This window comes from Agrobacterium sp. 16-172Ci (genome assembly GCF_053522725.1).
On record NZ_JBNWBW010000013.1, the window covers coordinates 29,286 to 53,964 of the forward strand.

The window sequence follows — 24,679 nt, forward strand, 5'->3', positions numbered from 1 at the left end:
ACCATGTCGGAAAAAAGAGTTCAGCCTTTGGCACGCGATGCAATGGCCTATGTCCTCGCAGGCGGCAGAGGAAGCCGCCTGAAGGAATTGACGGACCGCCGGGCAAAACCCGCCGTCTATTTCGGCGGCAAGGCGCGCATCATTGATTTTGCGCTCTCCAACGCGCTCAATTCCGGCATTCGCCGCATCGGCGTCGCCACGCAATACAAGGCGCACTCGCTCATCCGCCACCTGCAGCGTGGCTGGGATTTCTTCCGTCCCGAGCGTAACGAAAGCTTCGATATTCTGCCGGCCTCCCAGCGCGTTTCCGAAACGCAATGGTATGAAGGCACGGCCGACGCCGTCTACCAGAACATCGACATCATCGAGCCCTATGCGCCGGAATATATGGTCATCCTCGCCGGCGACCATATTTACAAAATGGACTATGAATACATGCTGCAGCAGCATGTCGATTCCGGCGCCGACGTGACGATCGGATGCCTTGAAGTGCCGCGCATGGAAGCGACCGGCTTCGGCGTGATGCATGTGAATGAAAAAGACGAAATCATCGATTTCATTGAAAAACCGGCCGATCCGCCGGGCATTCCGGGCAATGAAGGCTTCGCGCTCGCCTCCATGGGCATCTATGTCTTCCACACGAAATTCCTGATGGAAGCCCTGCGCCGCGACGCCGCCGACCCGACTTCCAGCCGCGACTTCGGCAAGGACATCATTCCCTATATCGTCGAACACGGCAAAGCCGTCGCCCATCGCTTCGCCGATAGTTGCGTTCGTTCGGATTTCGAGCATGGCCCTTACTGGCGCGATGTCGGCACCATCGACGCCTATTGGCAGGCCAATATCGACCTGACGGATGTGGTGCCGGACCTCGATATCTACGACAAGTCCTGGCCGATCTGGACCTATGCGGAAATCACCCCGCCGGCGAAATTCGTGCACGATGACGAGAATCGCCGCGGCTCGGCCGTGTCTTCGGTCGTCTCCGGCGATTGCATCATTTCCGGCGCCTCCCTGCAGCGCAGCCTGCTGTTTACCGGGGTGCGCGCAAATTCATACTCCCGCCTTGAGAATGCCGTAGTACTGCCGAGTGTGAAGATCGGGCGTCACGCCCAGCTCAGCAATGTCGTCATCGACCATGGCGTGGTCATTCCGGAAGGACTGATTGTAGGAGAAGACCCAGAACTGGATGCCAAACGTTTCCGCCGCACCGAAAACGGCATTTGCCTTATCACCCAATCGATGATCGACAAGCTGGACCTGTAGAGCCCATGAATGTCCTTTCGGTTTCATCCGAAATCTATCCCCTGATCAAGACCGGAGGGCTCGCCGACGTTGCCGGCGCGCTCCCCATCGCGCTGGAAGCCCATGGTGTCACGACGCGCACATTGATACCCGGATATCCGGCGGTGAAAGCCGCCGTGACGGACCCCGTCAAATGTTTCGAATTTACCGATCTGCTCGGCGAAAACGCCGATGTGCTCGAAGTGCGGCATGAGGGGCTTAACCTCCTCATTCTCGATGCGCCGGCCTATTACGAGCGCTCCGGCGGCCCTTATCTCGACCAGACCGGCAAGGATTACCCTGACAACTGGAAGCGTTTCGCGGCGCTTTCGCTGGCTGCGGCCCGCATTGCCGCCGGCGCGCTTCCCGGCTGGCGGCCGGATATGGTGCATGCCCATGACTGGCAGGCCGCCATGGCGCCGGTCTATATGCGTTATGCCGAAACGCCGGAGATTCCGAGCCTTCTCACCATCCACAACATCGCTTTTCAGGGCCAGTTCGGTGCGAATATTTTCAGCAAGCTTGCATTGCCCGCCCATGCCTTCGGCATGGAAGGCATCGAATATTACAACGATGTGAGCTTCCTGAAGGGCGGCCTGCAGACGGCAACGGCGCTCAGCACCGTCAGCCCCTCCTATGCCGAGGAAATCCTCACCCCGCAATTCGGCATGGGCCTGCACGGCGTCATCGGCAGCCGCGCCCATGTGTTGCACGGCATCGTCAACGGCATCGATGCCGATGTCTGGAACCCGGCGACGGACCATCTGATCCACGACAATTATTCGGCCACCAATCTCAAGAACCGCGCGCTGAACAAGAAGGCTGTCGCCGAACATTTCCGCATCGACGATGATGACAGCCCGCTTTTCTGCATCATCTCCCGCCTCACCTGGCAGAAGGGCATCGACCTCATGGCGGAAGCCGTGGACGAGATCGTTTCCCTCGGCGGCCGTCTGGTGGTGCTGGGCACCGGCGAAGTGGCGCTGGAAGGCGCGCTTCTGGCGGCGGCATCCCGCCACCATGGCCGCGTCGGCGTTGCTGTCGGTTACAACGAGCCGCTGTCGCATCTGATGCAGGCGGGCTGCGATGCGATCATCATTCCCTCGCGTTTCGAACCCTGCGGCCTCACCCAGCTTTATGCGCTACGCTATGGCTGCATTCCGGTCGTCGCCCGCACCGGCGGCCTTGCCGACACGGTGATCGACGCCAACCACGCCGCCATCGCCAATAAATCGGCGACCGGCGTGCAGTTTTCACCCGTTACGCTCGATGGTCTGAAACAGGCGATCCGCCGGACCGTCCGTTATTACCACGACCCGAAACTATGGACACAAATGCAGAAACTCGGAATGAAATCCGATGTTTCCTGGGAAAAGAGCGCCGGTCTTTACGCCGCGCTTTACAGCCAGCTTATTTCGAAAGGCCATTGAAACAATGATCAAGACCGTTCAGACGAAGCCCTATCAGGACCAGAAGCCGGGCACATCCGGCCTGCGCAAGAAGGTGCCAGTCTTCGCACAGGAAAATTACGCCGAGAATTTCATCCAGTCGATCTTCGACGCGCTTGAGGGCTTTCAGGGCCAGACGCTGGTGATCGGCGGCGATGGCCGTTATTACAACCGCGAAGTCATCCAGAAGGCGATCAAGATGGCCGCCGCTGCCGGCTTCGGCAAGGTTCTGGTCGGTCAGGGCGGCATTCTCTCCACACCTGCCGCCTCCAACGTCATCCGCAAATACAAGGCGTTTGGCGGCATCGTGCTTTCCGCCAGCCACAATCCCGGCGGCCCGAACGAAGATTTCGGCATCAAATACAATATCGGCAATGGCGGTCCCGCACCGGAAAAGATCACCGATGCGATCTATGCCCGCTCGAAGGTCATCGACAGCTATAAAATCTCCGACGCCGCCGATATCGATCTCGACAAGGTGGGCAGCTTCAAGGTGGACGAACTGACGGTCGAGGTGATCGACCCGGTTGCCGATTACGCCGCTTTGATGGAAGAACTGTTCGATTTCGCCGCCATCCGCGCGCTGATTGCCGGCGGTTTCAGGGTCGTGGTCGATTCCATGAGCGCCGTTACCGGTCCCTATGCCGTGGAGATCATCGAAAAGCGCCTCGGCGCGCCGAAGGGCTCGGTCCGCAATGCAACGCCGCTGCCGGATTTCGGCGGCCACCACCCCGATCCCAACCTTGTCCACGCCAAGGAGCTTTATGACGACGTCATGAGCCCGGAAGGCCCCGATTTCGGCGCGGCCTCCGATGGCGATGGCGACCGCAACATGGTGGTCGGCAAGAGCATGTTCGTCACCCCGTCCGATAGCCTCGCCATCATCGCGGCCAATGCCAAACTGGCCCCGGGTTATGCCGGCGGCATTTCCGGCATCGCCCGTTCGATGCCGACGAGTGCGGCAGCGGACCGTGTGGCCGAAAAGCTTGGCCTTGGCATGTATGAAACGCCGACCGGCTGGAAATTTTTCGGCAATCTCATGGATGCCGGCAAGGTGACGATCTGTGGCGAAGAAAGCTTCGGCACGGGTTCCAACCATGTGCGCGAAAAGGACGGCCTGTGGGCCGTGCTCTACTGGCTGAACATTGTCGCCGCGCGCAAGGAAAGCGTGAAGGACATCGTCACAAAGCACTGGGCCGAATATGGCCGCAACTATTATTCCCGCCATGACTATGAGGAAGTGGATTCGGACGCCGCCAACACGCTGGTCGCAACCCTGCGCGAAAAACTCGCCACGCTTCCCGGCACCAGCTACGGCAATCTGAAGGTCGCGGAGGCGGATGATTTTGCCTATCACGATCCGGTCGATCAGTCGATCAGCAAAAATCAGGGCATCCGCATCCTCTTCGAAGGCGGTTCGCGCATCGTGCTGCGCCTTTCCGGCACGGGTACTGCGGGCGCCACACTTCGCCTTTATGTCGAGCGTTACGAGCCGGATGCAGCCCGTCACGGCATCGAAACGCAGGAGGCGCTTGCCGACCTGATTTCCGTTGCCGATACGATCGCCGGCATCAAGGCCCATACCGGCCGTAGCGAGCCGAGCGTTATTACCTGAGGGTTTTGTTCAGTTGCTGGAGAGGCGCAGAATCGAAAAGACGGGAGGCGGCCACAAGGACGTCTGAGAAGTAGCAGACCTCTCTCCAAACTCGACGTCATCCTCGGCCTTGTGCCGAGGATCTGCCAACGCATCGTCCAATCAATGCGTAGCAGATGCTCGGGACAGGCCGAGCATGACGGAGGAGAGGTTTTGGGTTCGCCATCGATCACAGGCGGACGCATACCCGCCTTCCATTAACGGCCACCTTCTACCCTTACGAAGAAGAAACAACTATCCCCCGGAGAGACAGACCATGCAGACACCTTCCGTTTTCCCCAAAGGCGCAATCCAGACGGAAAACGGAACGGAATTCACGGTCTATTCCCGGCACGCCTCGCAGGTCGATCTCTGCCTTTTCGATGCTAACGGCGAGAAAGAAACGGCGCGTTTGCCGATGGCGCGTGGTGAAGATGACGTTCACCGGTTGACCGTCTCCGATGCCGGCCCCGGCACGCGATACGGCTTTCGCGCTCACGGCATTTACGCCCCCGAACACGGCCTCTGGTTCGATCCTGCAAAGCTGCTGCTCGACCCCTATGCCACGGAGATCGACCGCCCCTTCCGGCACGATCCCGCGCTTTACGCCTTTGGTGCGGATACCGGCGGGATCATGCCGAAGGCGATCCTTTCGCAATATGAGCCGGTCCGGCGTCAACCGCCGTTTTTTGCCGAAGGCGGGCTGATTTACGAACTCGCCGTCAAATCCTTCACCCAGCTGCATCCTGAAGTGCCGGAAGAGATCAGGGGCACCGTTGCCGCACTTGCCCATCCCGCCATTGTCGCGCACCTGAAAAAAATCGGCGTCGATGCGGTGGAGTTGATGCCGATCACCGCATGGATCGACGAGCGCCACCTGCCGCCGCTCGGCCTTTCCAATGCCTGGGGTTATAATCCCGTCGGCTTCATGGCGCTCGATCCGCGCCTCTGCCCCGGCGGCGTGCGGGAATTGCGGGATACGGTTGCGGCGCTGCATGCGGAGGGCATCGGCGTCATTCTCGATCTGGTCTTCAACCATACGGGCGAAAGCGATATCGAAGGTTCGATCCTGTCGTTGCGCGGGCTCGATAACCTCACCGCCTTCCGCCACCCGCCGGGAAAGCCGGGCGTGCTGGCCAACGATACCGGCACCGGCAATACGGTTGCCTGCGATCATCCCTATATTCGCCAGCTCATCGTCGATTCCCTCAGGCATTTCGTTCTGAATGCCGGGGTGGACGGCTTCCGTTTCGACCTCGCGCCCGTGCTCGGGCGAACGGCCAATGGCTTCGACATGGCAAGCGAAACGCTCGCGGCCATGCATTCGGACCCGGCACTTTACGACCGCCTGCTGATCGCCGAACCATGGGATATCGGCCCTGGCGGATATCAGCTCGGCAATTTCCCCGAGAGCTTTCTGGAGTGGAACGACCGCGCCCGCGACGATATGCGCCGCTTCTGGCGCGGCGACGTCGGCACCACCGGGGCGCTGGCCGATGCGCTTTCCGGGTCTTCGCCGATCTTTTCCCGCCATGGCCGAGCGAACAGCCGCAGCGTCAACTTTCTCGCCGCCCATGACGGCTTCACCCTGTTCGACCTCGTCAGCCACGAACACAAGCACAATGAGAAAAACGGCGAGAACAATCGCGACGGCCACAATGAAAACCACTCCTGGAACAATGGCTTCGAAGGCCTGACGGATGATCCTGCCATTGTCGCCGCCCGCATTGCGGATGTGAAGGCGCTGCTTTCCACCCTGTTCGTCAGCCGCGGCGTCTTGATGCTGACCGCCGGCGATGAGGGCGGCCGCAGCCAGCATGGCAACAACAACGCCTATTGTCAGGACAATGACATCACCTGGGTCGACTGGTCTTCGCTTGTGCCCGAACTGATCGATCACACGGCATTTCTCGCAGTGCTTCGCAAACGCTTCGGCGTCTTTTCCGAGACCGGCTTCTTTTCCGGCAGCGGCGATGTGACATGGCTTGCCCCGGGCGGGGAGCCCATGACGATTGCGGACTGGGAAAGCCCGAATGGACCCGCCTTCGCCATGGTGCTTTCAACGTCGGACCGCGAAACGGGCGTCGAGGTCGAGCTTGCGGTTCTCATCAATCGCGGTCGCGAGATCGTTCCTTTCACGCTGCCCGGCGATGGCTGGCATGCGATCGGCACGGATTTCGGCAATCCCGCCTTCCTGCCCACCCGTTCCGTGGTGTTTTATCTGCGCAGTTGATCCCTTCGCGTCGCCAGCCGTATAAGTCCCTGGAAACAATGCGGACGAGGTAACATGACAAAAGAAATTGCGCTGGCGGAGATGAAAAATCTGGTCGGCACTGAAATGGGCGTCTCCGACTGGATCACCGTCGACCAGACGATGATTGACGCTTTCGGAAAGGCGACGCTGGATGAACAGTTCATCCACACCGACCCGGAACGCGCCAAAGCGGAAAGCCCCTTTGGCGGCACCATCGCGCATGGATTCCTGACGCTGTCTCTGCTTTCGGCGCTGAATTACGATGCCCTGCCCCGCATCCGCGAACAGACCATGGGCATCAATTACGGCTTCGATGCGGTTCGTTTCGTTACGCCGGTCAAAAGCGGTGCGCGGGTGCGCGGCCGCTTCACGCTGACGGAGGCGCGTTTTCGCGGCGCGGCCATGTTGATGACGACCTATGACGTGACGGTGGAAATCGAAAACGAGAAAAAGCCGGCACTTACCGCCCGCTGGACCACCATCAGCCAGTTCAACCCGGAGGACAGGCCGGAAGACGCCTGAAACTGCCGCAAGGGAGAGACCGCATGCATGACGAAGCCGTAAAGAATGCGTTTCTCGTGCAGGCAAGAGCCTGCGACAGCCTCGGCTCGCCCTTTACCGCACGGCTCTGCCGCGCCATGGCAGGAAGACTCGACCGCCATACCGAGGTGGGCGAGCGGATCTTGTCCTGGCCCGGCGATGTCGGCCCCTCGGGCGATTCCGCTCCCCTGCGGCTGGCGGGCGCCCTGCATGCGCTCGCCATCGAGGAAAAGATCGCGCCGCTTGCCGATATCCCGCCGGAAGACGAAGAAGCGCTCTGGCAGGCCTGCGCCAGCGCCCTGCGTTTTCATTCCGCCTTCATCCTCGAAAGATTGAAATCGCCGCCGCAAACCAACGAGGTTCGCCGTTCCGCCGTTCTGCTGCCGGGCTTTCTTTCGATTGCGGCACTGACCGGCAAGCCGCTGGTGCTTTCCGAAGTCGGAGCCAGCGCGGGCCTCAACCTGCAATTCGACCGTTACCGATATCGCCTCGGCGATCTCGCCTGGGGTGAGCAATCCGATGTTTTCCTGTCACCGGAATGGCGCGGCGACACGCCCGCCCATGAGCGGATCGAGGTTATCGAGCGCGCCGGCTGCGATCTCAACCCGCTCGACCCATCATCCGCCGAAGATCGCCTGCGGCTGATGTCCTATGTTTGGGCCGACCAGACAGACAGGCTGGAGCGAACCGCCGCCGCCCTGCGGATAGCCGTGGAACATGGTCTGCATGTCGAGAAGGCGGACGCGGTCGACTGGCTTAAACGCCGCCTTGCCAGGCAATATGCGGGTGCTGTCCACGTCGTCTATCACTCAGTCGCCTGGCAATATCTGCCCGATGGCCTGAAACAGGAAGGCGAGGCTGTGATTGCCAAAGCTGGAACCCGCGCCACGCCGGATGCCCCGCTTGCCCGGCTGCAAATGGAGGCGGATGCGACGCCGGGCGGTGCCGCCATTACCCTGCAGATCTGGCCGACGGGCGAGAAACAGGAAATCGGCCGAGCCGATTTCCATGGGCGATGGGTGGAATGGCGGGGCTGGATGGCCGGTTAAACCGCCACGTCCTCAGCCGCCTCCTGCAACAGCCCGCCGACATATTCCGCAAAGGAACGCCAGCATTCCACCCGGAACGTATCGTCCGCCGTGCGCAGCAGCACCACTTCCGCCTTGCCGAAAACGGTGCGCGAGCACGCGCCGACCGGGAACTTTGCGAGAGAAAGATCCTGCGGGCAGCCGGCATTGAGTGCCGCTTCCGCACCGGCACCGGAGACGATGACGGCCGTATTGCGGTGGGAAACATCAGTTGCAGAAAACAGGCCGGAAACGCCGGCGAGAGCCGCCATCAGGTCGCTCTCGCCCTGATCGATCACCAGCCATTCATCCGGGCCGAGCCACAAAGCGGACCGCAGGCCCGAGGTGACGGAGCTTTTCGGGCGGGCCGGCAGGGCAAGACCGAGCGCTTGCGAAAGTGCCGGCAGGGCGCTTTCCCGGGCGCGCAGCGAGAGCCGCGAGGCGGAAGCAGCGGGTTTCAGCGAAACAAAGGGAGAGCCGCCGTGAAAATCCTCGAGCACGGATTTGCGTTTTGCGTGCAGTTTGTCAGCCATTGAGACGGGCTCCTTCCTTGTCGAGGAAGACCATGTCGGTCACTTCGACGGCAATGGTTTTATCGGCGAGCGGAATATAGAGCGTTTCGCCCATGCGCGCCCTGCCATCCGCCACCAGCGCAAAAGCGATGGAATGGCCGAGATTTTCCGACCAGTAGGCGGAGGTGACATGGCCGAGCATGGTCATGGGTTTCGGCTGGTTCGGATCGACAACGATCTGGCCGCCCTCGTCCGGAACGGTCAGCCGGTCTTTCGTCTTCAGGCCGACAAGCTGTTTGCGGCCGGAGCGCGTGAGATCGGTGCGTTTCAGACCGCGAATGCCGACGAAATCCGTCTTCTTCTTGGAAACGGCCCAGGCAAGCCCGGCATCGTCAGGCGTCACCGTGCCGTCCGTATCCTGCCCGACGATGATATAGCCCTTTTCCGCACGCAGAATGTGCATGGTCTCGGTGCCATAAAGGCAGCCGCCGACGGCTTCCGCCCTTTCGCGGATCGCCGACCAGACGGCCGCGCCGTAATCGGCCGGAACGTTGATTTCGAAACCCAGTTCACCGGTAAAGGACACGCGGAAGAGCCGTGTCGGCACACCGCAGAAGGTGCCTTCGGCCACCGCCATATGCGGGAAGGCCTCCGGCGAGAGATCGATGCCCTCGACGAAGGGAGCGATAACCTCGCGCGCCTTTGGCCCCTGCACGGCAATCACGGCCCATTGTTCGGTGGCCGAGGTGAGCCAGACATTGAGATCGGGGAATTCGGTCTGGAGATAATCTTCCATATGCTGGAGAACGCGCGGCGCGCCGCCCGTGGTCGTCGTCACATGGAAACGGTCTTCGGCAAGACGCCCGACGACGCCGTCGTCGTAAACGAAACCGTCTTCGCGGGTCATGATGCCGTAACGGCAGCGGCCGGGTTTCAGCGTGTCCCAGGCGTTGGTGTAGATGAGGTTCAGGAACTTCGCCGCATCCGGGCCGACCACTTCGATCTTGCCGAGTGTGGAGGCATCGAACACGCCGACGCTTGTCCGAACCGTCTTGCATTCGCGGTTGATCGCCTCATGCATGTCTTCACCCGCCCGCGGGAAGAACCAGGCGCGCTTCCAGTTGCCGACATCCTCGAACACCGCACCTGCAGCCAGCTCTTCCTCGTGCATCGGCGTCTTGCGGGCCGGGTCGAACAGCGCGCCGCGCGAATGATTGATGAGCGTGCCGAAGGTGACCGGCGTATAGGGCTGACGGAAGGTGGTGAGACCGACCTTGGGCAAATCCCGGCCAAGCGCCTCCGATGCGATGGCAAGGCCGTGCATATTGGACATCTTGCCCTGATCGGACGCCATGCCATTGGTGGTGAAGCGCTTGATATGCTCAACGGAATGCATGCCTTCGCGCACGGCAAGGCGGATATCCTTGGCGCAGACATCGTGCTGGAAATCGATGAAGGCCTTGACGCCGGTTCCCTCACCCGCGCCTTCGGCCGCACCGATCATGCCACCGGTCCAAATCCTTGCATTCTCACCGGAAAACTCCACGCCGCCGCCACCGGCAGCCGCAGCCTCGGCGATCAACGCGGAAAGATCGTCCGTGCCGTTGCAGGCGCCGATGGAAACACCGTTCTGCACATGGATATCTGGCAGGAAACGCTGGTTAGCCGCGTCAAACTTCAGCTTGCCGCGCGATTGCGAGAAGAGATGCACCGATGGCGTCCAGCCGGCCGAAACCACAAGCGCATCGATGGCGATTTTGCGCTTGTTGGAACCGCCATTGCGGCCAACTGTCATGGAAGACACACGCAGGCGGCCGGCGGTATTGTAAACGCTATGGCCCGCCAGCACTTCGATGCCGAGCGCGCGCGCCTCATCCAGCAGGCGCTGATCCGGGTTCTCGCGGCAATCGACGATGGCGGCGATTTTCACCCCGGCCTTCTTCAGATCGAAGGCCGTCTCATAGGCCGAATCATGGGCGGTGTAGACCCCGACATTTTGACCCACAGCGACGCCGTAATGGTTGAGATAGGTGCGTGCGGCCGAGGCCAGCATGATGCCGGGGCGGTCATTATTGGCAAAGACCATGTGACGTTCGATCGCACCCGCCGCCAGCACGACCTTTTTGGCGCGTACCTGCCACAGCCGCTCGCGCGGCTGGTGTCTGGCGGGCGTGGCGAGGTGATCGGTCACCCGCTCGGCCAGCGCCACGAAATTGTGGTTGTAATAACCAAAAGCGGTGGTGCGGGTGAGAACCCGCACATTGGGCAGGGACTTCAGTTCGGCAAAAACCTTCTGCGCCCATTCGTAACCGGGCAGAGCGTCGATGACCGTGCCAGTGTCGAAACGCAGCGCGCCGCCGACTTCGGCATTTTCATCGACCAGAATGACGCTTGCGCCGGTTTTCGCGGCAGCAAGCGCCGCCGTCAGACCAGCGACGCCGGCACCGGCCACCAGCACGTCGCAATGGGCATAACGACCGGAATAATGATCCGCATCCGGCTCGCTCGGCGCCTTGCCAAGACCGGCGGCGCGGCGGATCAGCGGTTCGTAAATCCTGTGCCAGGCGGCCTTCGGCCACATGAAGGTCTTATAATAAAAACCGGCCGCGAACATCGGCGACAGGAGATCGTTGATGGCGCTCAGATCGAAGGACAGCGACGGAAAGCGGTTCTGCGAGGCGATGATCGCGCCGTCGAACACTTCCTGCACCGTGGCGCGCACATTGGGCTGCTTGCGCAGACTGTCGCGGGAAACGTCGATCAGCGCATTCGGCTCTTCCGGCCCGGCGGAAAGGAAGCCGCGCGGCCGGTGATATTTGAACGAGCGGCCGATCAGATGCACGCCATTGGCCAGAAGCGCGGAGGCGACCGTGTCCCCCTCCAGCGCCTGATAAATCTTGCCATCGAAGGTGAAGCGCGCGGTTCTGGCCGGGGTGAGACGACCGGCCCCCTTGATACGATAATCGCCGCTCATTGCCCGGCTCCCTTTTCTGCGGAAAGGACCGTCTCAGTATCGGGTTTCGGCTCACCCGCCTTGTAGGTCATCAGGAATTTGTCGCTGACCGAATCGCGGGCGGCGTTGAAGAAGCGGCCGCAGCCGTGAATGTGACGCCAGCGCTCGAAAACGAGGCCCTTGTCATTGTCGCGAATGAAGAAATATTCGGCGAAGGCCTCGTCGGAAATATCGGCGATGTTTTCCGGCCGGGCGATATGGGCTTCGCCCGCCCAGCGGAATTCCAGTTCGGAACGGTCTTCCCCGCAATAGGGGCAATGGATCAGAAGCATCGTCGCTCCACCTAGAGAGAATTTTCCGGAAGCGCTGTTCCGGCGGGTTGGTCACACAGCCGCTTTCCCATGGCTACGAAAGGGGAAAGCCGCTTTAAAAGCTGCTCGAAATTATCGAAAGGGCGTAGCGCCGAGGCCCGGCCCATATTGACGATGGCAACCGCCATCATGTCGGTATCGATCGCGAAGGGGTAATCCTGCCCTCCATCCTCCTTCTCACCGACAAAATAAACCATCTTGTTCGCGAGACTTGGAGCACAGAGAAGCAGGCCTTTTTCCGCCATGAAGGGCCAGTCTTTCTCACCCTGCATCTTCGCAATCTTCTGGCTGCGAAAATCCCTGGCCTCGGGAATGACGCTGCCGACGGGCACGGGCACGGCCGCGCCTGATATGTTGATCGCAAGCATGGCCGCCGCCAGCATCAATGCGCCACCGCGGCAGCGGCAGCCTCATCGATAAGACGGCCGGTGCGGAACCGGTCGAGCGTCAGCCCCGCCGCCAGACGATGCGGTTCGCCCCGCGCGATGAGATGCGCGAAAAGATTGGCCGAACCCGGCGTCGCCTTGAAGCCGCCCGTACCCCAGCCGCAATTGACGAAGAGGTTCTGCACCGGCGTCACGCTCTGGATAGCCGAGCGGTCGGGTGTGTTGTCGGTAATGCCGCCCCATTGGCGCATCATCTTGACGCGGCGGAAGATCGGGAACAGCTCGCAGATCGCGTCGAGCGTGTGGGTGATGATCTGCAGGCCGCCGGTCTGGGAATAGGAGTTATATTGATCGGTGCCCGCGCCGATGACCAGCTCGCCCTTGTCGGATTGCGAAATATAGGCGTGGACCGTGTTGGACATCACCACGCAGGGGAAAATCGGCTTCAGCGGTTCCGAAACCAGCGCCTGCAGCGGGTTGGAATGCAGCGGAACGCGCACATCCGCCATTTTCATGATGACGGAGGAATGACCGGCGGCGGAAACGCCGATCTTCTTCGCGCCGATGAAACCGCGATTGGTTTCCACACCCGTCACCGCCCCGTCCGGCCCGCGGCGAATGCCCGTAACCTCGCAGTTCTGAATGATGTGCACGCCGCGGTCGGAGGCCGCGCGGGCATAACCCCAGGCCACCGCATCGTGGCGCGCCGTACCGCCGCGGCGCTGGAGGGCAGCGCCGTTGATCGGATAACGCGCATTGCCTGATATATCGAGTGGCGGGCAATAGGCTTTCGCCTGCTCCGGCGTCAGCCACTCATTGTCGATGCCGTAAAGACGGTTGGCATTGATATGGCGGCTGAAGGACTGCCGGTCATGAATATTGTGCGACAGCATCATCACGCCGCGCGCCGAATACATGACGTTGTAATTGAGATCCTGGCTCAGGCCTTCCCACAGTTTCAGGGAATGCTCGTAAATATCCATGCTCTCTTCATAGAGATAGTTGGAGCGGATGATGGTGGTGTTGCGGCCGGTATTGCCGCCGCCAAGCCAGCCTTTTTCCAGAACTGCAACATTGGTAATGCCGTGTTCCTTGGCAAGATAATAGGCAGCCCCCAGCCCGTGGCCGCCGCCGCCGATGATGATGACATCGTAATCCTTGCGCGGCTCGGGCGAGGCCCATTGCGCATCCCACCCCTTATGACCCCTGAGCGCCTCACGCGCCACGGCAAAAACGGAATATTTGCGCATTCGCAATCTGCTCCTCAAGAACCGGCCAGAGGCCGGAAACATGGCTCCGGCCCTTATCATACACATGGCAAATCGGGATGGGAGGCAATATCCATTTTGCGACGCCGCAATGATTTTGTTTCGACATCGCAGGCAGAATTCCGGGCAAGCCGCATTTTGCTGGGTGATTATGCGCTACCGGCTGGACTTGGCTCAAATGATCTGTTATTGCACGTCACCAATCGCCCGGCTCGACAGCCGAACGAACGATTTTTTATTTGCGTGCGAATGCCTTATTCACATAGCAAATTAACCAAACCAAAGGAACGGGATTCACGTGCAGGTACTAGTCCGCGACAATAACGTTGATCAGGCGCTCCGCGCCCTGAAGAAAAAGATGCAGCGCGAAGGCATTTTCCGTGAAATGAAAATGCGCGATTACTACGAAAAGCCCTCCCAGAAGCGCGCTCGCGAAAAGGCTGAAGCCGTTCGCCGCGTTCGCAAGCTGGCACGCAAGCGTGCACAGCGCGAAGGTCTGGTTGCAGGCCCCCGCGCAGGCCGTTAATAGGCCGTCTTTTGGACGTTTTTGAATGCTTGTTGGGCGGGGGCGATCAATTCGCCGCCGCTCTTTGTGTTTGTGGCCGGAGAACGCTCTTGAAAACGACCGTGAGACCGGCCTGCGAGGGAACCCACACCGAATGATCGCTGTCGACGCCTGTGTTGTGAAAAACTCCGATGCCTCCACGCGCCGGGTGCCATTGAAAAACAACAGAGGGTTCCGCGCTTCTCTGGTCGTCTGTACCGTCCTTGCCGGTCTTTCCGGCTGCGCGACATCCAACCAGACGGAAGATGTGTTCAGGATCGACCGTGCCCAGGGTTCGCAGGAAAACATCGCCTCGCTCACCTCGGTCATCAACGCCAATCCGCAGGATCCCGAAGGCTATAACGTCCGCGGTTCGGCTTACGGCCGCGCCGGCGATTCGCGCCGCGCCATCGAGGATTTCAACAAGGCGCTGCAGCTCAACCCGCGCTTTTATCAGGCCTATGCCAACCGCGCGCTGGTCTATCGCAACTCCGGGCAGCAGCAGCAGGCCCTGCAGGACTACAACGCCGCCCTGCAGATCAATCCGAGCTACGATGTGGCGCTGATCGGCCGTGGCAATCTTTACCGCCAGTCCGGGCGTGTGAACGAAGCCTTCAACGATTTCTCCCGCGCCATCGAGCTTGAAACCACCGACGGACGCGCCTGGCACAATCGCGGCCTGATCTACCAGCTGCGCAACCAGCATGCCCAGGCCATCGAGGACTTCTCCAAGGCAATCTCGCTGTCGTCGACCTCGCCGGAACCCTATAACGGCCGCGGCCTTTCCTATGTCGCCTTGAACGACGATGAGAACGCCTTTGCCGATTTCAACCACGCCATTTCGCTGGATGGCAATGTGGCGGAATCCTGGGCCAACCAGGCGCTTGTTTATGAGCGTCGCGGCGAGATGGCCAAGGCCGCCAAGTCCTATGGACATGCCGCCCGGCTCGACCCGAAATACAAGCCCGCACTCGACGGCGTTGCCCGCACACGCGGCGCCGGCGCTTCCTGATCAAACGGGCATGAACAAAAAAGCCGGCAGGTTTGACACCTGCCGGCTTTTTTTATGAAAAACACTGAGGCCTCAATGGCTGTCGCGGCGCGCCTCTGGCGTGGCATCGCCCGCCCACAATTCAGCCTGCACAGCGTTTTGAAATTCCATGACCTCGCGCCGCATGGCGGCGTCCTCATAGCCAAGCGCCATCAGACGGGCGGCCAGCTCACGGCACTCCCTGCGCCAGAAATCATTCGCCTCCACACCATGCAGCCGGTCCAGCATGGTTGCACATCTTTTTACGTCGGCAATACGGTTCTTTGCCGGAAAGGCGATTACTTCTGAACTCGTTGTCACGCGGGCACCTTGCTCTTGCTGAGGAATCAATACCGACTTTTTAAAGGCGAGATGGTTAACGAAGTCTGCAGAGGGCGTAAGACAGCCGACAATGGCCGCAAGAGAACGATTTTATGTCTCTAAAAACCAGGAAATCGCCTGGTAAGGCAGCCCCGATTGGGGGAAGTCATCGATTACCGAGGAATTTACCAATCAAGATTACCGAAATTTCATGCCGCAACCGTTAGAAGAAGTATATGTGTGTTGAAACAGCACCGGTCTCATCGTATATTTCTTGCAAAGAAGAAAAATGCCGCAGCGCAGTCAAAAATGGAGAAATCGTTCTCGGGAGGAGAGCACCATGTATGCACCTCGTGTTTTTTTCAGCATGATCGGTGCATTGCTTACCTTTGCGGTTGCGACATATTTCATCCACGGCTCGTTCTATACGGCATTCATCCAGACCCTCATCTGCGCGGTCATTCTGCAAGTCGGTTATTTCATTGGGATTGTCGTCCTGGTCGCCCGGGAAAAACGGCGGATGCGCGAAACCTTCGCGCGGGATCGTGGCGCCGAGGCAATGCAGGCGGACGCCGTAAAAAGCCCGCCGCCGCACGGCGCAAAATTGACCGATATGTGAGCCTTCACGCAGCTTCATTTACTGCGTCGCAAAAAAATCGCTTGCATCCATACCCGTGACACTTTCTGCTGGCCAAATCCTGACGGTTGGTCAAAGCAGAAGGACAATACATGGTGAGCGGTTCACAGCCCATTTGCGTCATCATCGCTGCGAAAAATGCATCCGAAACGATCGATATCGCCATACGTTCCGCCCTTGGGGAGCCGGAGGTCGGCGAAGTCGTGGTGATCGACGATGGTTCCACCGACACGACGAGCGATGTGGCGCATGCGGCGGATGACGGCACGGGCCGTCTGCGGGTCGTCCGATTCGAAGTAAACCGAGGCCCTTCGGCTGCGCGCAACCACGCCATCTCTATTTCATCGGCGCCGCTCATCAGCATTCTCGATGCGGACGACTTCTTTTTCAGGGGCCGTTTCGCCGCCATGCTGGCCGATGATGACTGGGATCTGGTGGCCGACAATATCGCCTTCATCCAGCAATCGGTCCCCGGCGCATCCTCCATGCAGCCGGCGCGCTTCGAACCGCAGGCGCGGTTTCTGTCGCTGACGGAATTCGTGGAAGGCAATATTTCCAGGCCCGGCGTCGAACGCGGGGAAACCGGGTTTCTGAAGCCGGTCATACGTCGCGCTTTTCTTGACAAACATGCACTGCGTTACGATGACGGCCTGCGGCTCGGTGAAGATTACGAGCTTTACGTGCGGGCACTGGCCGCCGGCGCGCGTTACAAGGTCATCCGTCATTGCGGTTACGGCGCGATCGTGCGCGGCAACTCGCTGAGCGGCCGCCATCGCACCGAAGATCTTCGCCGCTTATATGAGGCGGACAAGGCCATTCTCGCCGGCTGCCGGCTTTCGGCAGAGGAAACGGCGATCCTGCGGGAACATGAAAAACACATCCGCGCCAAATTCGAGCTTCGCCATTTTCTCGATGCGAAAAAGCAGAAGGGCATGGGCGGCGCGCTGAGCCATGCCCTTGCGCGGCTCCCCGCCCTGCCCGCCATCACGCGCGGCATCTGGAGCGACAAGACCGCCCGATTCCGGAAATCGCCGCCGGTGCGGGATGTGCGTTATCTGCTGGACGGTACGCCGGTTTCGTAGGGGAAAAGACGACCTGCGCCAATTCCTCGCCGTCATCCTCGGGCTTGGCTTGTCCCGAGGATCTACTCACGTATCGTATGATTGGTCGGTTGCAGATGCTCGGGACAGGCCCGAGCATGACGATAGAGACCCTGGAGGATGGCATCCTCAAGCGAAGGCGGCAGAAATTCTCTGCCGCATCCACTCTTCGCCCTCAGAGATAATCCCGCTTCACCGTTTCCAGAACGGCGGCGAAGCGCTCCTTGCGCTCTTCCAGCCGGCCATCCGGGCTGAGACGCGGCTCCGCGCGGCTTGCCTGCCAGAGCGCCAGCGTGGAAGGTGCTGCCAGCACCTGCTTGGCCAATTTGCGCAATGACCGAGGCTGCGTTTCCTGCGGCCGCACCAGCACGTCACCCTCATGCGCCGGGCCTTCATGCGCCGGAACGGAACCGGTCTCGGCAATGACGGGGCCAGGCGGCGGCGGGAAGCTCATGCCCCAGAAGCGCGAGCCCTTTTTCGCCGCCTCGGCGCGGGTTGAAACGGGCACATAGCGCGGCTGATATTCGACACCCACGCTACCGGCCCAGTCGCTCCATTTGAAGCTGTTGATCGACGGCGAGGTGCTGACCGCGACCCATGGCACGCGGAAGGCATCGGCAAGAATTGCGCCATGCATGGATTCGGCCACGATGAATTCCGACTGGGCGATGGCGCGGATCACCGCTTTCGCCTCGCCGCGCGGGTCGAGATAGGTCAGTCCCGCCGGTTCGCAGACGGTTTCCCACATGCCGAATTCCGCCGATTCCCAGTGCGGAACGAAGGTCTTCTTGTAGAGCTTCGGCAGGCCTTTGAAATCGGGCATCTCGGTGACCATGACGGCCGGATCGACAATGCCCTTTTCGGGCGCGAGCCCCAGCTTCGCGGCGGTTTTTTCGCCGCGCACGCAGCGAATATCCCAGAACTCGGTGCTGGTATCCGGCACCGCGCCATAACCATAGCCGCTGCCGATCACCAGCTTGCGTTGCTTTGCGGGCAAAAGAACGTCGTTCAGCACGGTGCCGACGCCAACGAGCATGACGTCGTCATGCACATCGCGCAGGCCCGGAAGCAGAAAATCCCACAGCCACAGGTTGAGATCGTCACCGAAATTTCCGTGATGAGATTCCCAGTGGTAAGGTTTCATGAGGTCACTCCTGGGTGAAAAAACATATAAATTCTTGCGGGCGAGAATTCGCTCATCTGGAGCGGACGATTTTTCCAGCACCGAGCTCGAACGCGGCGCGCAGCAGTGCCGGATCGCGCATCGCCCATTTCAGGAGCAGTCCGAATTCGGGTGCCTTGCGCCGTTTCAGATTGCCCGCCTGGCTCCACAGCGCCTGTTTGCGCGCCGTGTTTTTATAGGAAGCGATGGAGGCGACATCGTCCGGCCGGCGCGAAAAACGCCCCTCCAGCGTATCGAGCGCCACCCAGGTATTGAACTGCTGGCGCAGGAATTCCGGCGAGGTATTGTCGATGCTGTGGAAGATATTGACCCCCATTCCGCGCATCGCGCCGGCGTCGTCACACAGAAGCGTGCGCTTCGATGCCAGGATGGAATCGCAGAAAAACAGCACGTCTTCCGCCGCCAGACGAAGCGCCGGGTCAAAGCGGATTTTCTCAAAAAGAGGACGGCCGATCACCATGCAGGAGAGATGCAGGAAGCTCCAGTTGCGCAGCATCACACTTGCCAGATCCGGCAGTTCGATCAGCAGCGGCCTCTCGGAAAGCCTCGCCGCACCCTCATTCTTCTCCAGCTCGGAAATGGCGAAATGATAATAAAATTCGTCACTTGCCTGCATGGATGCCCAGTAGCACTCGCCGCCATAGGTCTGAAGCGCAAAGGCCGCATTCTGCAGATGATCGGGTGTCCAGATATCGTCGGAATCAAGAAAGGCGACATAGTCGGTGCCGTCAGGCACATTGTCCAAACCGGTGTTGCGGGCGCCGCCCGGGCCGGCATTGGCCTGTTTAATGACGAGAATCCGGTCTTTCTCACCCTGCGAAAGTTCCGCAAGTTCCTGATCGATCGGGTATGGCGATTCGTCATCGACGATGACAAGATCGAAATCCTGGTAAGTCTGCGCAAAAACCGATGCGAGTGCACGTCCCAAGACACCGTGCTGCTTTTGGTAGTAGGGAATGACGACAGTAAATCTTGCCATTGTTTCGCCCCTTGCGTTGATCAAGAAGTGTCGGGCCCGATCCTAAAAGCGGCCCCGATGGTATCGGCAACTCCCAACCGGCTTTCCTCCCGCCGGCCTCCAGAAACAGGATGCTTGTATGCCCCCAGCGCCAAATGTAAAGACCATCACCACGAATGTCGGCTGGAGCGTTTTATCAAAAACAGGGACATTCGGGCTTAAATTTGTCACGGTCCCACTTCTCGCAAGACTGCTTTCCCCGGAGGAATTCGGGGTGGTAGCGGTAGGACTAACGGTTGTACAGTTTCTGACCATGATCGCCGGCGCGGGGCTGACCTCTGCCCTCATCGTCGAAAAGGAAGAGGATATGGAAACGATCCATACCGTCTTCTGGGCCAATCTCGCCATCTCCTGCACCATGGCCGCCGTCCTCTACATCTGGGCAGAATTTTTCGGCGGACTTCTGGGTGCTGTTGAAAGCGCCTCTCTGCTGCGCATCATGGCATTCCTCATCCCGCTGCAGCTTGCCGGTGATGTCGCCTATTCGCTGCTGGCGCGACGGATGAATTTCAGCAAGGACGCGCTGTGGAGCATGGCGTCGGAAAGCATCGCGGCCATCGTCGCGGTCGCGCTCGCCTTCATGGGCTTCGGCGTCTGGGCGCTGATCATCCAGCTTTTTGCCGCGGCCCTCATCCGGCTTGTCGGGCTTTATGCCGTTTCCCGCTATTGCCCGCGTTTCGTCATGAAACCGCGCCGGCTGGTGCCGCTTCTCGGCTTCAGTTCGGGGCTGATGGGCTCGGAAATCGCCAATTTCGTTACCTTCCAGTCACCGATGGTGGTCATTGCCCGGCATCTTGGGCTGGCCGATGCCGGCGCCTATTCCGCCTCCAACCGCTTTGCCAGCATTCCCAATCAGGTAGTTCTGTCGGCCGTCATGGGTGTCCTGTTTCCCGCCTTCAGCCGCATGATGGACGACCCACAACGCCGGCGCGATGCGCTGATGTTCAGTACACAGGTGCTGACGGTGCTCCTGGCACCGATGATGTTCGGCCTCTGGGCCGTGGCGGAGCCAGCCATGCTTGTCATCTTCGGTCAGAACTGGGCCTATGCCTGGCCCGTTCTCGGTCTGCTCGCCCTGTCCAAGGCCATTCTGACGCCGTGCAGCACCTTCATCCCGTATCTGAAGGGAGCAGGTTACGGCCGCGTGCTGTTCTGGTCGGCGACCATTCGCGCCGTCGTCACAACCGTCGCGGTCTGGCTTGCCGCGCTTTATGGCACCCTGATCGACGCGATGGTGTGGCTCTGCATCGTCAACGCGGTAACGCTGGTCGCCTATTCCTGGGCGGTGTTCAAGGCAAGCGATACCCCCTTCTTCCGCGGCCTTTATGTCAGCAGCCGGCCGATGATCGCGGCGCTGGTGATGGCCGTTGCGGTGCGTTATCTGCTTCACCTTCTGGCTGAACGCGTTCCCAATGCCACGCTTCAGGTTCTCATCGGCGCTGCCGTCGGCGGCGTCATCTATGCGGTGCTGATCCTGCTGACCGAACGGGCGCTGCTCGGGAAAATTCTCGGAATGGTCAAATCGCGGCGTATGCGGGATACCGCAACTCAGGGTTAGTTCAACCGCAGAAAAACGCGCCTCATTTCCGCCGTTAACCGGCCTTTTCCGCGGTGATTTTCCTCACCGCGGCAGGGCGGGATGGCGGTTCTTTTTGCAGCGCAATATCACGACAAATGACAATTTCACACGCTTAGGCGATTTTTAACGATGGCGATATTTATAAAAATGCCAGTAATTTCAGATATTTGAATTTTTACAGCAACAGGAATGACCGGAACGCCAGACATTCACCCGCAAAATCTAAGCTTGTGTTTTTCCCGCGTCGCCACATTTTATCCCAAAGTCGAAACCAGACTTTCCAGTGCGGGCTTAAGTTCGCTCTGGTTGCAACGCGGCGTGGGTGGACGCCGCCCAATAGGGGTGACTGATGTGACTGTCGATCAGAACCTATCCTCCCGTATCAATTTGATGCGCATATTGCTGATCTCCGGGATCGTGTTCGTCCATGTGCCGCACGATGCCGAAACCAGCCCTTTTCTCGGCCTTTACGGTTTCTTCGACTGGCTGCGGGTTTTCCTCGGCGATGCGCTGTTTCGCATCGGCGTGCCCTGTCTCAGCGCCATTTCCGGTTATCTGCTGTTTCGCCGCGGCATGAGCGGTTTCGATTATCCGGCGACGATCCGTTCCAAGTCGAAAACCGTGCTGCTGCCCTTCCTTCTGTGGAACGGCGCGCTGTTTGCCGCGGTGCTGCTTATCCAGCTGTTCGACCTTGGCGTCGGCTATTTCCCTGATCTGTGGAACGCCAGCCCGCGGGAAATCATCAGTCACGGAACGGCGCTTGAAGAGCTGCCGGTCAACGTGCCGCTATATTTCCTGCGTGATCTCTTTGTCTGCATCCTGCTGTCGCCGGTGCTTGCCTTTCTGATGCGCCGTTTCGCGCTGCCGACGCTCGCGATCCTGCTCATCATCACCGCCATGCCTGATTTGACGATCTTCATCGTCCAGAAGAAATCCATCCTTTTCAGTTTTTCGCTCGGCATTGCACTTGCGCTGCACCGGGTCGACGTCAAGGCGCTCGATCCTTACGCCGTGCCAATCATGGCGCTGACCTTTGCCGCCTCGGCCATATTGGCGACGGGACTTTATTTCACCGGCCCGGAATTCACCTTCTGGCTCAACATGTCGCGCAATCTGCTTGCCGTTTTCGGCGCGCTCGGTTTCTGGGCGTCTTCCGCCCTGTTGATCCGCAGTCGGCTTGGCCAGCGGCTTGCCGAAACCGGCAGCCTGAGCTTCTGGATTTTCTGCGCCCATTATCCGCTGCTCGTCATCATGTGGATGGTATGGAACAAGGGCGGGCCGGATTTCTACCCCGCCTTTTATATCAGCGCGACGCTGTCGGCCTTCGTCATTCTGGTGGTCAGCAATTCCCAGACCCGCAAATACCTGCCGGCCGTCTATGCCGTGCTGACCGGAAGCCGCAGCGGCAAAGGCAAGACGAAGGCCGACTTTGCGGCAAAACGGGCCGCCATGATCGGCCCGCCGACATCCGAAACGCTTTATTCGCAACGACAGAGGTGAACCAATGACAACATTTGTCACCCGCGTTCAGACACGCATTCTTCTCGCCGCGGCCCTTCTGGCTGCTCCCTTTGCGACGCCCGGCCAGGCACAGGAAGGCAATGGCGCATCCTTCATCGAGAACTTCGATTCCATGGACAGAAGCTTCTGGTACGTTTCCGACGGCTGGAACAATGGCGCGCATCAAAACTGCACCTGGTCGAAGAAACTGGCGACGGTGGAAAACGGCCAGCTGACACTCGGTTTCGAAGAAGCCAAGGCCGGCGACCGCAAATTCGCCTGCGGTGAAATCCAGACCAAGGGGCGTTATCGTTACGGCACCTATGAAGCACGCATGAAGGCCGCCACCGGTTCAGGCCTCAACTCCGCCTTCTTCACCTATATCGGCCCGACCGACAAGAAGCCGCACGATGAAATCGACTTCGAGGTGCTGGGCAGGAATACGGGCCAGGTGCAGCTGAACCAGTATATTTCCGCCAAGGGCGGCAATGAGAAGCTGGTGCCGGTGGAAGGCGGAGCCGATGCCGGCTTCAACGATTACGCCTTCGTCTGGGAACCGCAGCGCCTGCGTTATTACGTCAACGGCAAGCTCGTCCATGAAGTGACGGATGAGTCGAAAATCCCCCAGAATGCCCAGAAGATTTTCTTCAGCCTGTGGGGCACCGATACGCTGAAAGACTGGATGGGCAAGTTTTCCTATTCCGGCGCGACGCAGATGGTCGTTGATCGTTTTGCCTTCACGGCGCTCGGCGACAAATGTCAGTTCCCGGAATCCATTGCCTGCGCCCTCAACTGATTTTTTTGAACTAAACCGTCATCCGCGGCGTCTCTGACGCATGAACCAACCGGACCCTTGCATGACCCATGTTCTATATCTCGCGCATGATCTGTCGGACGCCGCCATTCGTCGGCGGGTGCTGACCCTGCTTGCGGGCGGGGCGCGGGTGACGCTGGCGGGCTTCCGGCGCGGACAGAACCGATTGGCGGAGATCGAAGGCGTCTTACCCGTCGTGCTCGGGGAAACCGCCGACGGGCAGTTTCTGCAGCGCATGGCGGCGGTGGCGAAAGCCAGCCTTTCGCTCGGCGAGACATTGAGCGGCATCCCCGCCCCCGACGTCATTCTCGCCAGAAATCTGGAAATGCTGGCGCTGGCAAAGCGGGCCATGTCGATCTATGCCGGACAGCCGGCGCTGGTTTACGAGTGTCTCGACATTCACCGCCTGCTTCTTAACAAGGGAAAGCCCGGGCAAATGCTGAATGCCGCGCAGCGTTATTTCGCACGCGACGCCAAGCTGCTGATCACCAGCTCTCCCGCCTTCGTGGAGCATTATTTCAAGCCCGTGTCGGGCCTCGATCTTCCCGTCCTGCTGCAGGAAAACAAGGTGCTGGCGCTCGATGCGGCCGTTGCCGCCACGCCGCAGCCACGCGCTCCCGCCCAAGGCGAACCATGGAAAATCGGCTGGTTCGGCGCGCTGCGCTGCCGCAAATCGCTGGAAATCCTTGCCGAATTTGCCCGTCGAATGGAGGGCAAAGTCGAAATCATCCTGCGCGGCCGGCCGGCCTATTCGGAATTTGCCGATTTCGACGGCTTCGTGGCCACTGCCCCGCATGTGCATTTCCATGGGCCTTACAAGAACCCCGAGGACCTTGCCGCCATCTATAACGAGGTGCAATTCACCTGGGCGATAGACTTTTTCGAGGAAGGCCAGAATTCCAGCTGGCTGCTGCCCAACCGGCTTTACGAGGGCTGCCTTTATGGCACCCTGCCGATTGCGCTGGCCGGCACGGAAACCGCCCGTTTCATCGAAAAGCGCGATATCGGCTTCGTCCTGCAACATGCGGGCGCTGACGATCTTGCCGCATTGTTTAACCTGATGAACCCGCAAACCTATGCGGACGCCTTCAAAACCCTCTCGGCAACAGACAGGAAACAATGGCTGACCGACCGCGACGATTGCCGTCTGCTGGTTCAGCAACTGTCCTCTCTCGCCAAATCCGCTTCCGGCCATGCCCGTGAAGCGCAGTTTTCACCCGTGTAGTGCGTAGGGGGC

General features: G+C 59.9%; 22 protein-coding genes. 14 read left to right on the forward strand and 8 right to left on the reverse strand.

Annotated features, from left to right (window positions below):
• The first annotated feature begins 3 nt into the window (after positions 1-3).
• The 6 genes from glgC (at position 4) to ACQZ40_RS13490 (ending at position 8,208) form a co-directional block, all read left to right on the forward strand.
• Positions 4-1,266 carry a glucose-1-phosphate adenylyltransferase gene (gene glgC, locus ACQZ40_RS13465; RefSeq protein WP_003522150.1) on the forward strand — a complete coding sequence of 421 codons (1,263 nt, stop codon included), beginning with the start codon at positions 4-6 and terminating at the stop codon, positions 1,264-1,266.
• Between the two features lie 5 nt (positions 1,267-1,271).
• The gene (glgA, locus tag ACQZ40_RS13470) at positions 1,272-2,714 is read left to right on the forward strand and encodes a glycogen synthase GlgA (protein ID WP_448748138.1); all 1,443 of its coding nucleotides are present in this window, start codon (positions 1,272-1,274) and stop codon (positions 2,712-2,714) included.
• Positions 2,715-2,718: 4 nt separating this feature from the next.
• A complete protein-coding gene (locus ACQZ40_RS13475; protein WP_448748139.1) occupies positions 2,719-4,347 on the forward strand; it encodes an alpha-D-glucose phosphate-specific phosphoglucomutase in 1,629 nt (542 codons plus the stop codon).
• Between the two features lie 295 nt (positions 4,348-4,642).
• Entirely contained in the window at positions 4,643-6,598 is a 1,956-nt protein-coding gene (glgX, locus tag ACQZ40_RS13480; RefSeq protein WP_448748140.1) for a glycogen debranching protein GlgX, read from the forward strand.
• Between the two features lie 54 nt (positions 6,599-6,652).
• The gene (locus ACQZ40_RS13485) at positions 6,653-7,141 is read left to right on the forward strand and encodes a MaoC family dehydratase (protein ID WP_174058417.1); all 489 of its coding nucleotides are present in this window, start codon (positions 6,653-6,655) and stop codon (positions 7,139-7,141) included.
• Between the two features lie 23 nt (positions 7,142-7,164).
• The gene (locus tag ACQZ40_RS13490; RefSeq protein WP_448748141.1) at positions 7,165-8,208 is read left to right on the forward strand and encodes a DUF2332 domain-containing protein; all 1,044 of its coding nucleotides are present in this window, start codon (positions 7,165-7,167) and stop codon (positions 8,206-8,208) included.
• Here ACQZ40_RS13490 and ACQZ40_RS13495 read toward each other — a convergent pair.
• From ACQZ40_RS13495 to ACQZ40_RS13515, 5 genes are read right to left on the reverse strand one after another with little or no spacing between them, the layout of a single operon-like run.
• Positions 8,205-8,759, reverse strand: coding sequence for a sarcosine oxidase subunit gamma (locus ACQZ40_RS13495; RefSeq protein WP_448748142.1), 555 nt, complete (start codon positions 8,757-8,759; stop codon positions 8,205-8,207). The two genes, ACQZ40_RS13490 and ACQZ40_RS13495, sit on opposite strands and share 4 nt — an antisense overlap.
• Entirely contained in the window at positions 8,752-11,712 is a 2,961-nt protein-coding gene (locus tag ACQZ40_RS13500; protein WP_448748143.1) for a sarcosine oxidase subunit alpha, read from the reverse strand. Before ACQZ40_RS13500 ends, ACQZ40_RS13495 begins: the two co-directional genes overlap by 8 nt.
• Positions 11,709-12,023, reverse strand: coding sequence for a sarcosine oxidase subunit delta (locus ACQZ40_RS13505; RefSeq protein WP_003508553.1), 315 nt, complete (start codon positions 12,021-12,023; stop codon positions 11,709-11,711). The genes ACQZ40_RS13500 and ACQZ40_RS13505 overlap by 4 nt, the downstream gene beginning before the upstream one ends.
• 11 nt (positions 12,024-12,034) lie before the next feature.
• On the reverse strand, positions 12,035-12,445 hold the full coding sequence (locus ACQZ40_RS13510) for a hypothetical protein (protein WP_443408394.1): 411 nt from the start codon (positions 12,443-12,445) through the stop codon (positions 12,035-12,037).
• The gene (locus ACQZ40_RS13515) at positions 12,445-13,698 is read right to left on the reverse strand and encodes a sarcosine oxidase subunit beta family protein (protein ID WP_059756984.1); all 1,254 of its coding nucleotides are present in this window, start codon (positions 13,696-13,698) and stop codon (positions 12,445-12,447) included. Before ACQZ40_RS13515 ends, ACQZ40_RS13510 begins: the two co-directional genes overlap by 1 nt.
• A 316-nt stretch (positions 13,699-14,014) precedes the next feature.
• Here ACQZ40_RS13515 and rpsU point away from each other — a divergent pair, with 316 nt between their 5' ends.
• Both rpsU and ACQZ40_RS13525 read left to right on the forward strand, forming a co-directional pair.
• Complete coding sequence (gene rpsU, locus ACQZ40_RS13520; RefSeq protein ID WP_003508541.1) at positions 14,015-14,242, forward strand: 30S ribosomal protein S21; 228 nt, start codon at positions 14,015-14,017, stop codon at positions 14,240-14,242.
• Between the two features lie 133 nt (positions 14,243-14,375).
• On the forward strand, positions 14,376-15,272 hold the full coding sequence (locus ACQZ40_RS13525; RefSeq protein WP_003508539.1) for a tetratricopeptide repeat protein: 897 nt from the start codon (positions 14,376-14,378) through the stop codon (positions 15,270-15,272).
• 72 nt (positions 15,273-15,344) lie between these two features.
• Here the strand turns inward: ACQZ40_RS13525 and ACQZ40_RS13530 are convergent, their stop codons facing one another.
• The gene (locus ACQZ40_RS13530) at positions 15,345-15,611 is read right to left on the reverse strand and encodes a DUF6074 family protein (protein WP_035239160.1); all 267 of its coding nucleotides are present in this window, start codon (positions 15,609-15,611) and stop codon (positions 15,345-15,347) included.
• Positions 15,612-15,951: 340 nt separating this feature from the next.
• Here ACQZ40_RS13530 and ACQZ40_RS13535 point away from each other — a divergent pair, with 340 nt between their 5' ends.
• Complete coding sequence (locus ACQZ40_RS13535) at positions 15,952-16,230, forward strand: exopolysaccharide production repressor protein (RefSeq protein ID WP_149743448.1); 279 nt, start codon at positions 15,952-15,954, stop codon at positions 16,228-16,230.
• 110 nt (positions 16,231-16,340) lie between these two features.
• Positions 16,341-17,330 carry a glycosyltransferase family 2 protein gene (locus ACQZ40_RS13540; RefSeq protein ID WP_448748144.1) on the forward strand — a complete coding sequence of 330 codons (990 nt, stop codon included), beginning with the start codon at positions 16,341-16,343 and terminating at the stop codon, positions 17,328-17,330.
• Between the two features lie 193 nt (positions 17,331-17,523).
• Here the strand turns inward: ACQZ40_RS13540 and ACQZ40_RS13545 are convergent, their stop codons facing one another.
• Together ACQZ40_RS13545 and ACQZ40_RS13550 are read right to left on the reverse strand one after the other, a co-directional pair.
• Complete coding sequence (locus tag ACQZ40_RS13545; RefSeq protein ID WP_065657384.1) at positions 17,524-18,492, reverse strand: polysaccharide pyruvyl transferase family protein; 969 nt, start codon at positions 18,490-18,492, stop codon at positions 17,524-17,526.
• 52 nt (positions 18,493-18,544) lie between these two features.
• Positions 18,545-19,510 (reverse strand): glycosyltransferase family 2 protein, encoded by a 966-nt coding sequence (locus tag ACQZ40_RS13550; RefSeq protein WP_078053654.1) that lies wholly within the window; start codon positions 19,508-19,510, stop codon positions 18,545-18,547.
• A 118-nt stretch (positions 19,511-19,628) separates the two neighbouring features.
• Here ACQZ40_RS13550 and ACQZ40_RS13555 point away from each other — a divergent pair, with 118 nt between their 5' ends.
• From ACQZ40_RS13555 to ACQZ40_RS13570, 4 genes are all read left to right on the forward strand, one after another.
• The gene (locus tag ACQZ40_RS13555; protein ID WP_448748145.1) at positions 19,629-21,107 is read left to right on the forward strand and encodes a lipopolysaccharide biosynthesis protein; all 1,479 of its coding nucleotides are present in this window, start codon (positions 19,629-19,631) and stop codon (positions 21,105-21,107) included.
• A gap of 372 nt (positions 21,108-21,479) precedes the next feature.
• Positions 21,480-22,628: an acyltransferase family protein gene (locus ACQZ40_RS13560; RefSeq protein ID WP_080858182.1), complete on the forward strand. Its 1,149-nt coding sequence runs from the start codon at positions 21,480-21,482 to the stop codon at positions 22,626-22,628.
• A 4-nt stretch (positions 22,629-22,632) separates the two neighbouring features.
• The gene (gene exoK, locus ACQZ40_RS13565; protein WP_078053656.1) at positions 22,633-23,424 is read left to right on the forward strand and encodes an endo-1,3-1,4-beta-glycanase ExoK; all 792 of its coding nucleotides are present in this window, start codon (positions 22,633-22,635) and stop codon (positions 23,422-23,424) included.
• Positions 23,425-23,485: 61 nt separating this feature from the next.
• Positions 23,486-24,667 (forward strand): glycosyl transferase family 1, encoded by a 1,182-nt coding sequence (locus ACQZ40_RS13570; RefSeq protein ID WP_448748146.1) that lies wholly within the window; start codon positions 23,486-23,488, stop codon positions 24,665-24,667.
• Positions 24,668-24,679: the final 12 nt, after the last annotated feature.

Bases quoted from the DNA above. Each gene is read 5' to 3' on its own strand.
- ACQZ40_RS13515 (WP_059756984.1), bottom strand. From the start codon at position 13,698: ATGCGCAAATATTCCGTTTTTGCCGTGGCGCGTGAGGCGCTCAGGGGT.
- ACQZ40_RS13490 (WP_448748141.1), top strand. From the start codon at position 7,165: ATGCATGACGAAGCCGTAAAGAATGCGTTTCTCGTGCAGGCAAGAGCC.
- glgX (WP_448748140.1), top strand. From the start codon at position 4,643: ATGCAGACACCTTCCGTTTTCCCCAAAGGCGCAATCCAGACGGAAAAC.
- ACQZ40_RS13525 (WP_003508539.1), top strand. From the start codon at position 14,376: ATGATCGCTGTCGACGCCTGTGTTGTGAAAAACTCCGATGCCTCCACG.
- ACQZ40_RS13550 (WP_078053654.1), bottom strand. From the start codon at position 19,510: ATGGCAAGATTTACTGTCGTCATTCCCTACTACCAAAAGCAGCACGGT.
- ACQZ40_RS13505 (WP_003508553.1), bottom strand. From the start codon at position 12,023: ATGCTTCTGATCCATTGCCCCTATTGCGGGGAAGACCGTTCCGAACTG.
- ACQZ40_RS13510 (WP_443408394.1), bottom strand. From the start codon at position 12,445: ATGCTGGCGGCGGCCATGCTTGCGATCAACATATCAGGCGCGGCCGTG.
- glgC (WP_003522150.1), top strand. From the start codon at position 4: ATGTCGGAAAAAAGAGTTCAGCCTTTGGCACGCGATGCAATGGCCTAT.
- ACQZ40_RS13500 (WP_448748143.1), bottom strand. From the start codon at position 11,712: ATGAGCGGCGATTATCGTATCAAGGGGGCCGGTCGTCTCACCCCGGCC.
- glgA (WP_448748138.1), top strand. From the start codon at position 1,272: ATGAATGTCCTTTCGGTTTCATCCGAAATCTATCCCCTGATCAAGACC.
- exoK (WP_078053656.1), top strand. From the start codon at position 22,633: ATGACAACATTTGTCACCCGCGTTCAGACACGCATTCTTCTCGCCGCG.
- ACQZ40_RS13535 (WP_149743448.1), top strand. From the start codon at position 15,952: ATGTATGCACCTCGTGTTTTTTTCAGCATGATCGGTGCATTGCTTACC.
- ACQZ40_RS13485 (WP_174058417.1), top strand. From the start codon at position 6,653: ATGACAAAAGAAATTGCGCTGGCGGAGATGAAAAATCTGGTCGGCACT.
- ACQZ40_RS13545 (WP_065657384.1), bottom strand. From the start codon at position 18,492: ATGAAACCTTACCACTGGGAATCTCATCACGGAAATTTCGGTGACGAT.
- ACQZ40_RS13555 (WP_448748145.1), top strand. From the start codon at position 19,629: ATGCCCCCAGCGCCAAATGTAAAGACCATCACCACGAATGTCGGCTGG.
- ACQZ40_RS13475 (WP_448748139.1), top strand. From the start codon at position 2,719: ATGATCAAGACCGTTCAGACGAAGCCCTATCAGGACCAGAAGCCGGGC.
- ACQZ40_RS13540 (WP_448748144.1), top strand. From the start codon at position 16,341: ATGGTGAGCGGTTCACAGCCCATTTGCGTCATCATCGCTGCGAAAAAT.
- ACQZ40_RS13570 (WP_448748146.1), top strand. From the start codon at position 23,486: ATGACCCATGTTCTATATCTCGCGCATGATCTGTCGGACGCCGCCATT.
- ACQZ40_RS13495 (WP_448748142.1), bottom strand. From the start codon at position 8,759: ATGGCTGACAAACTGCACGCAAAACGCAAATCCGTGCTCGAGGATTTT.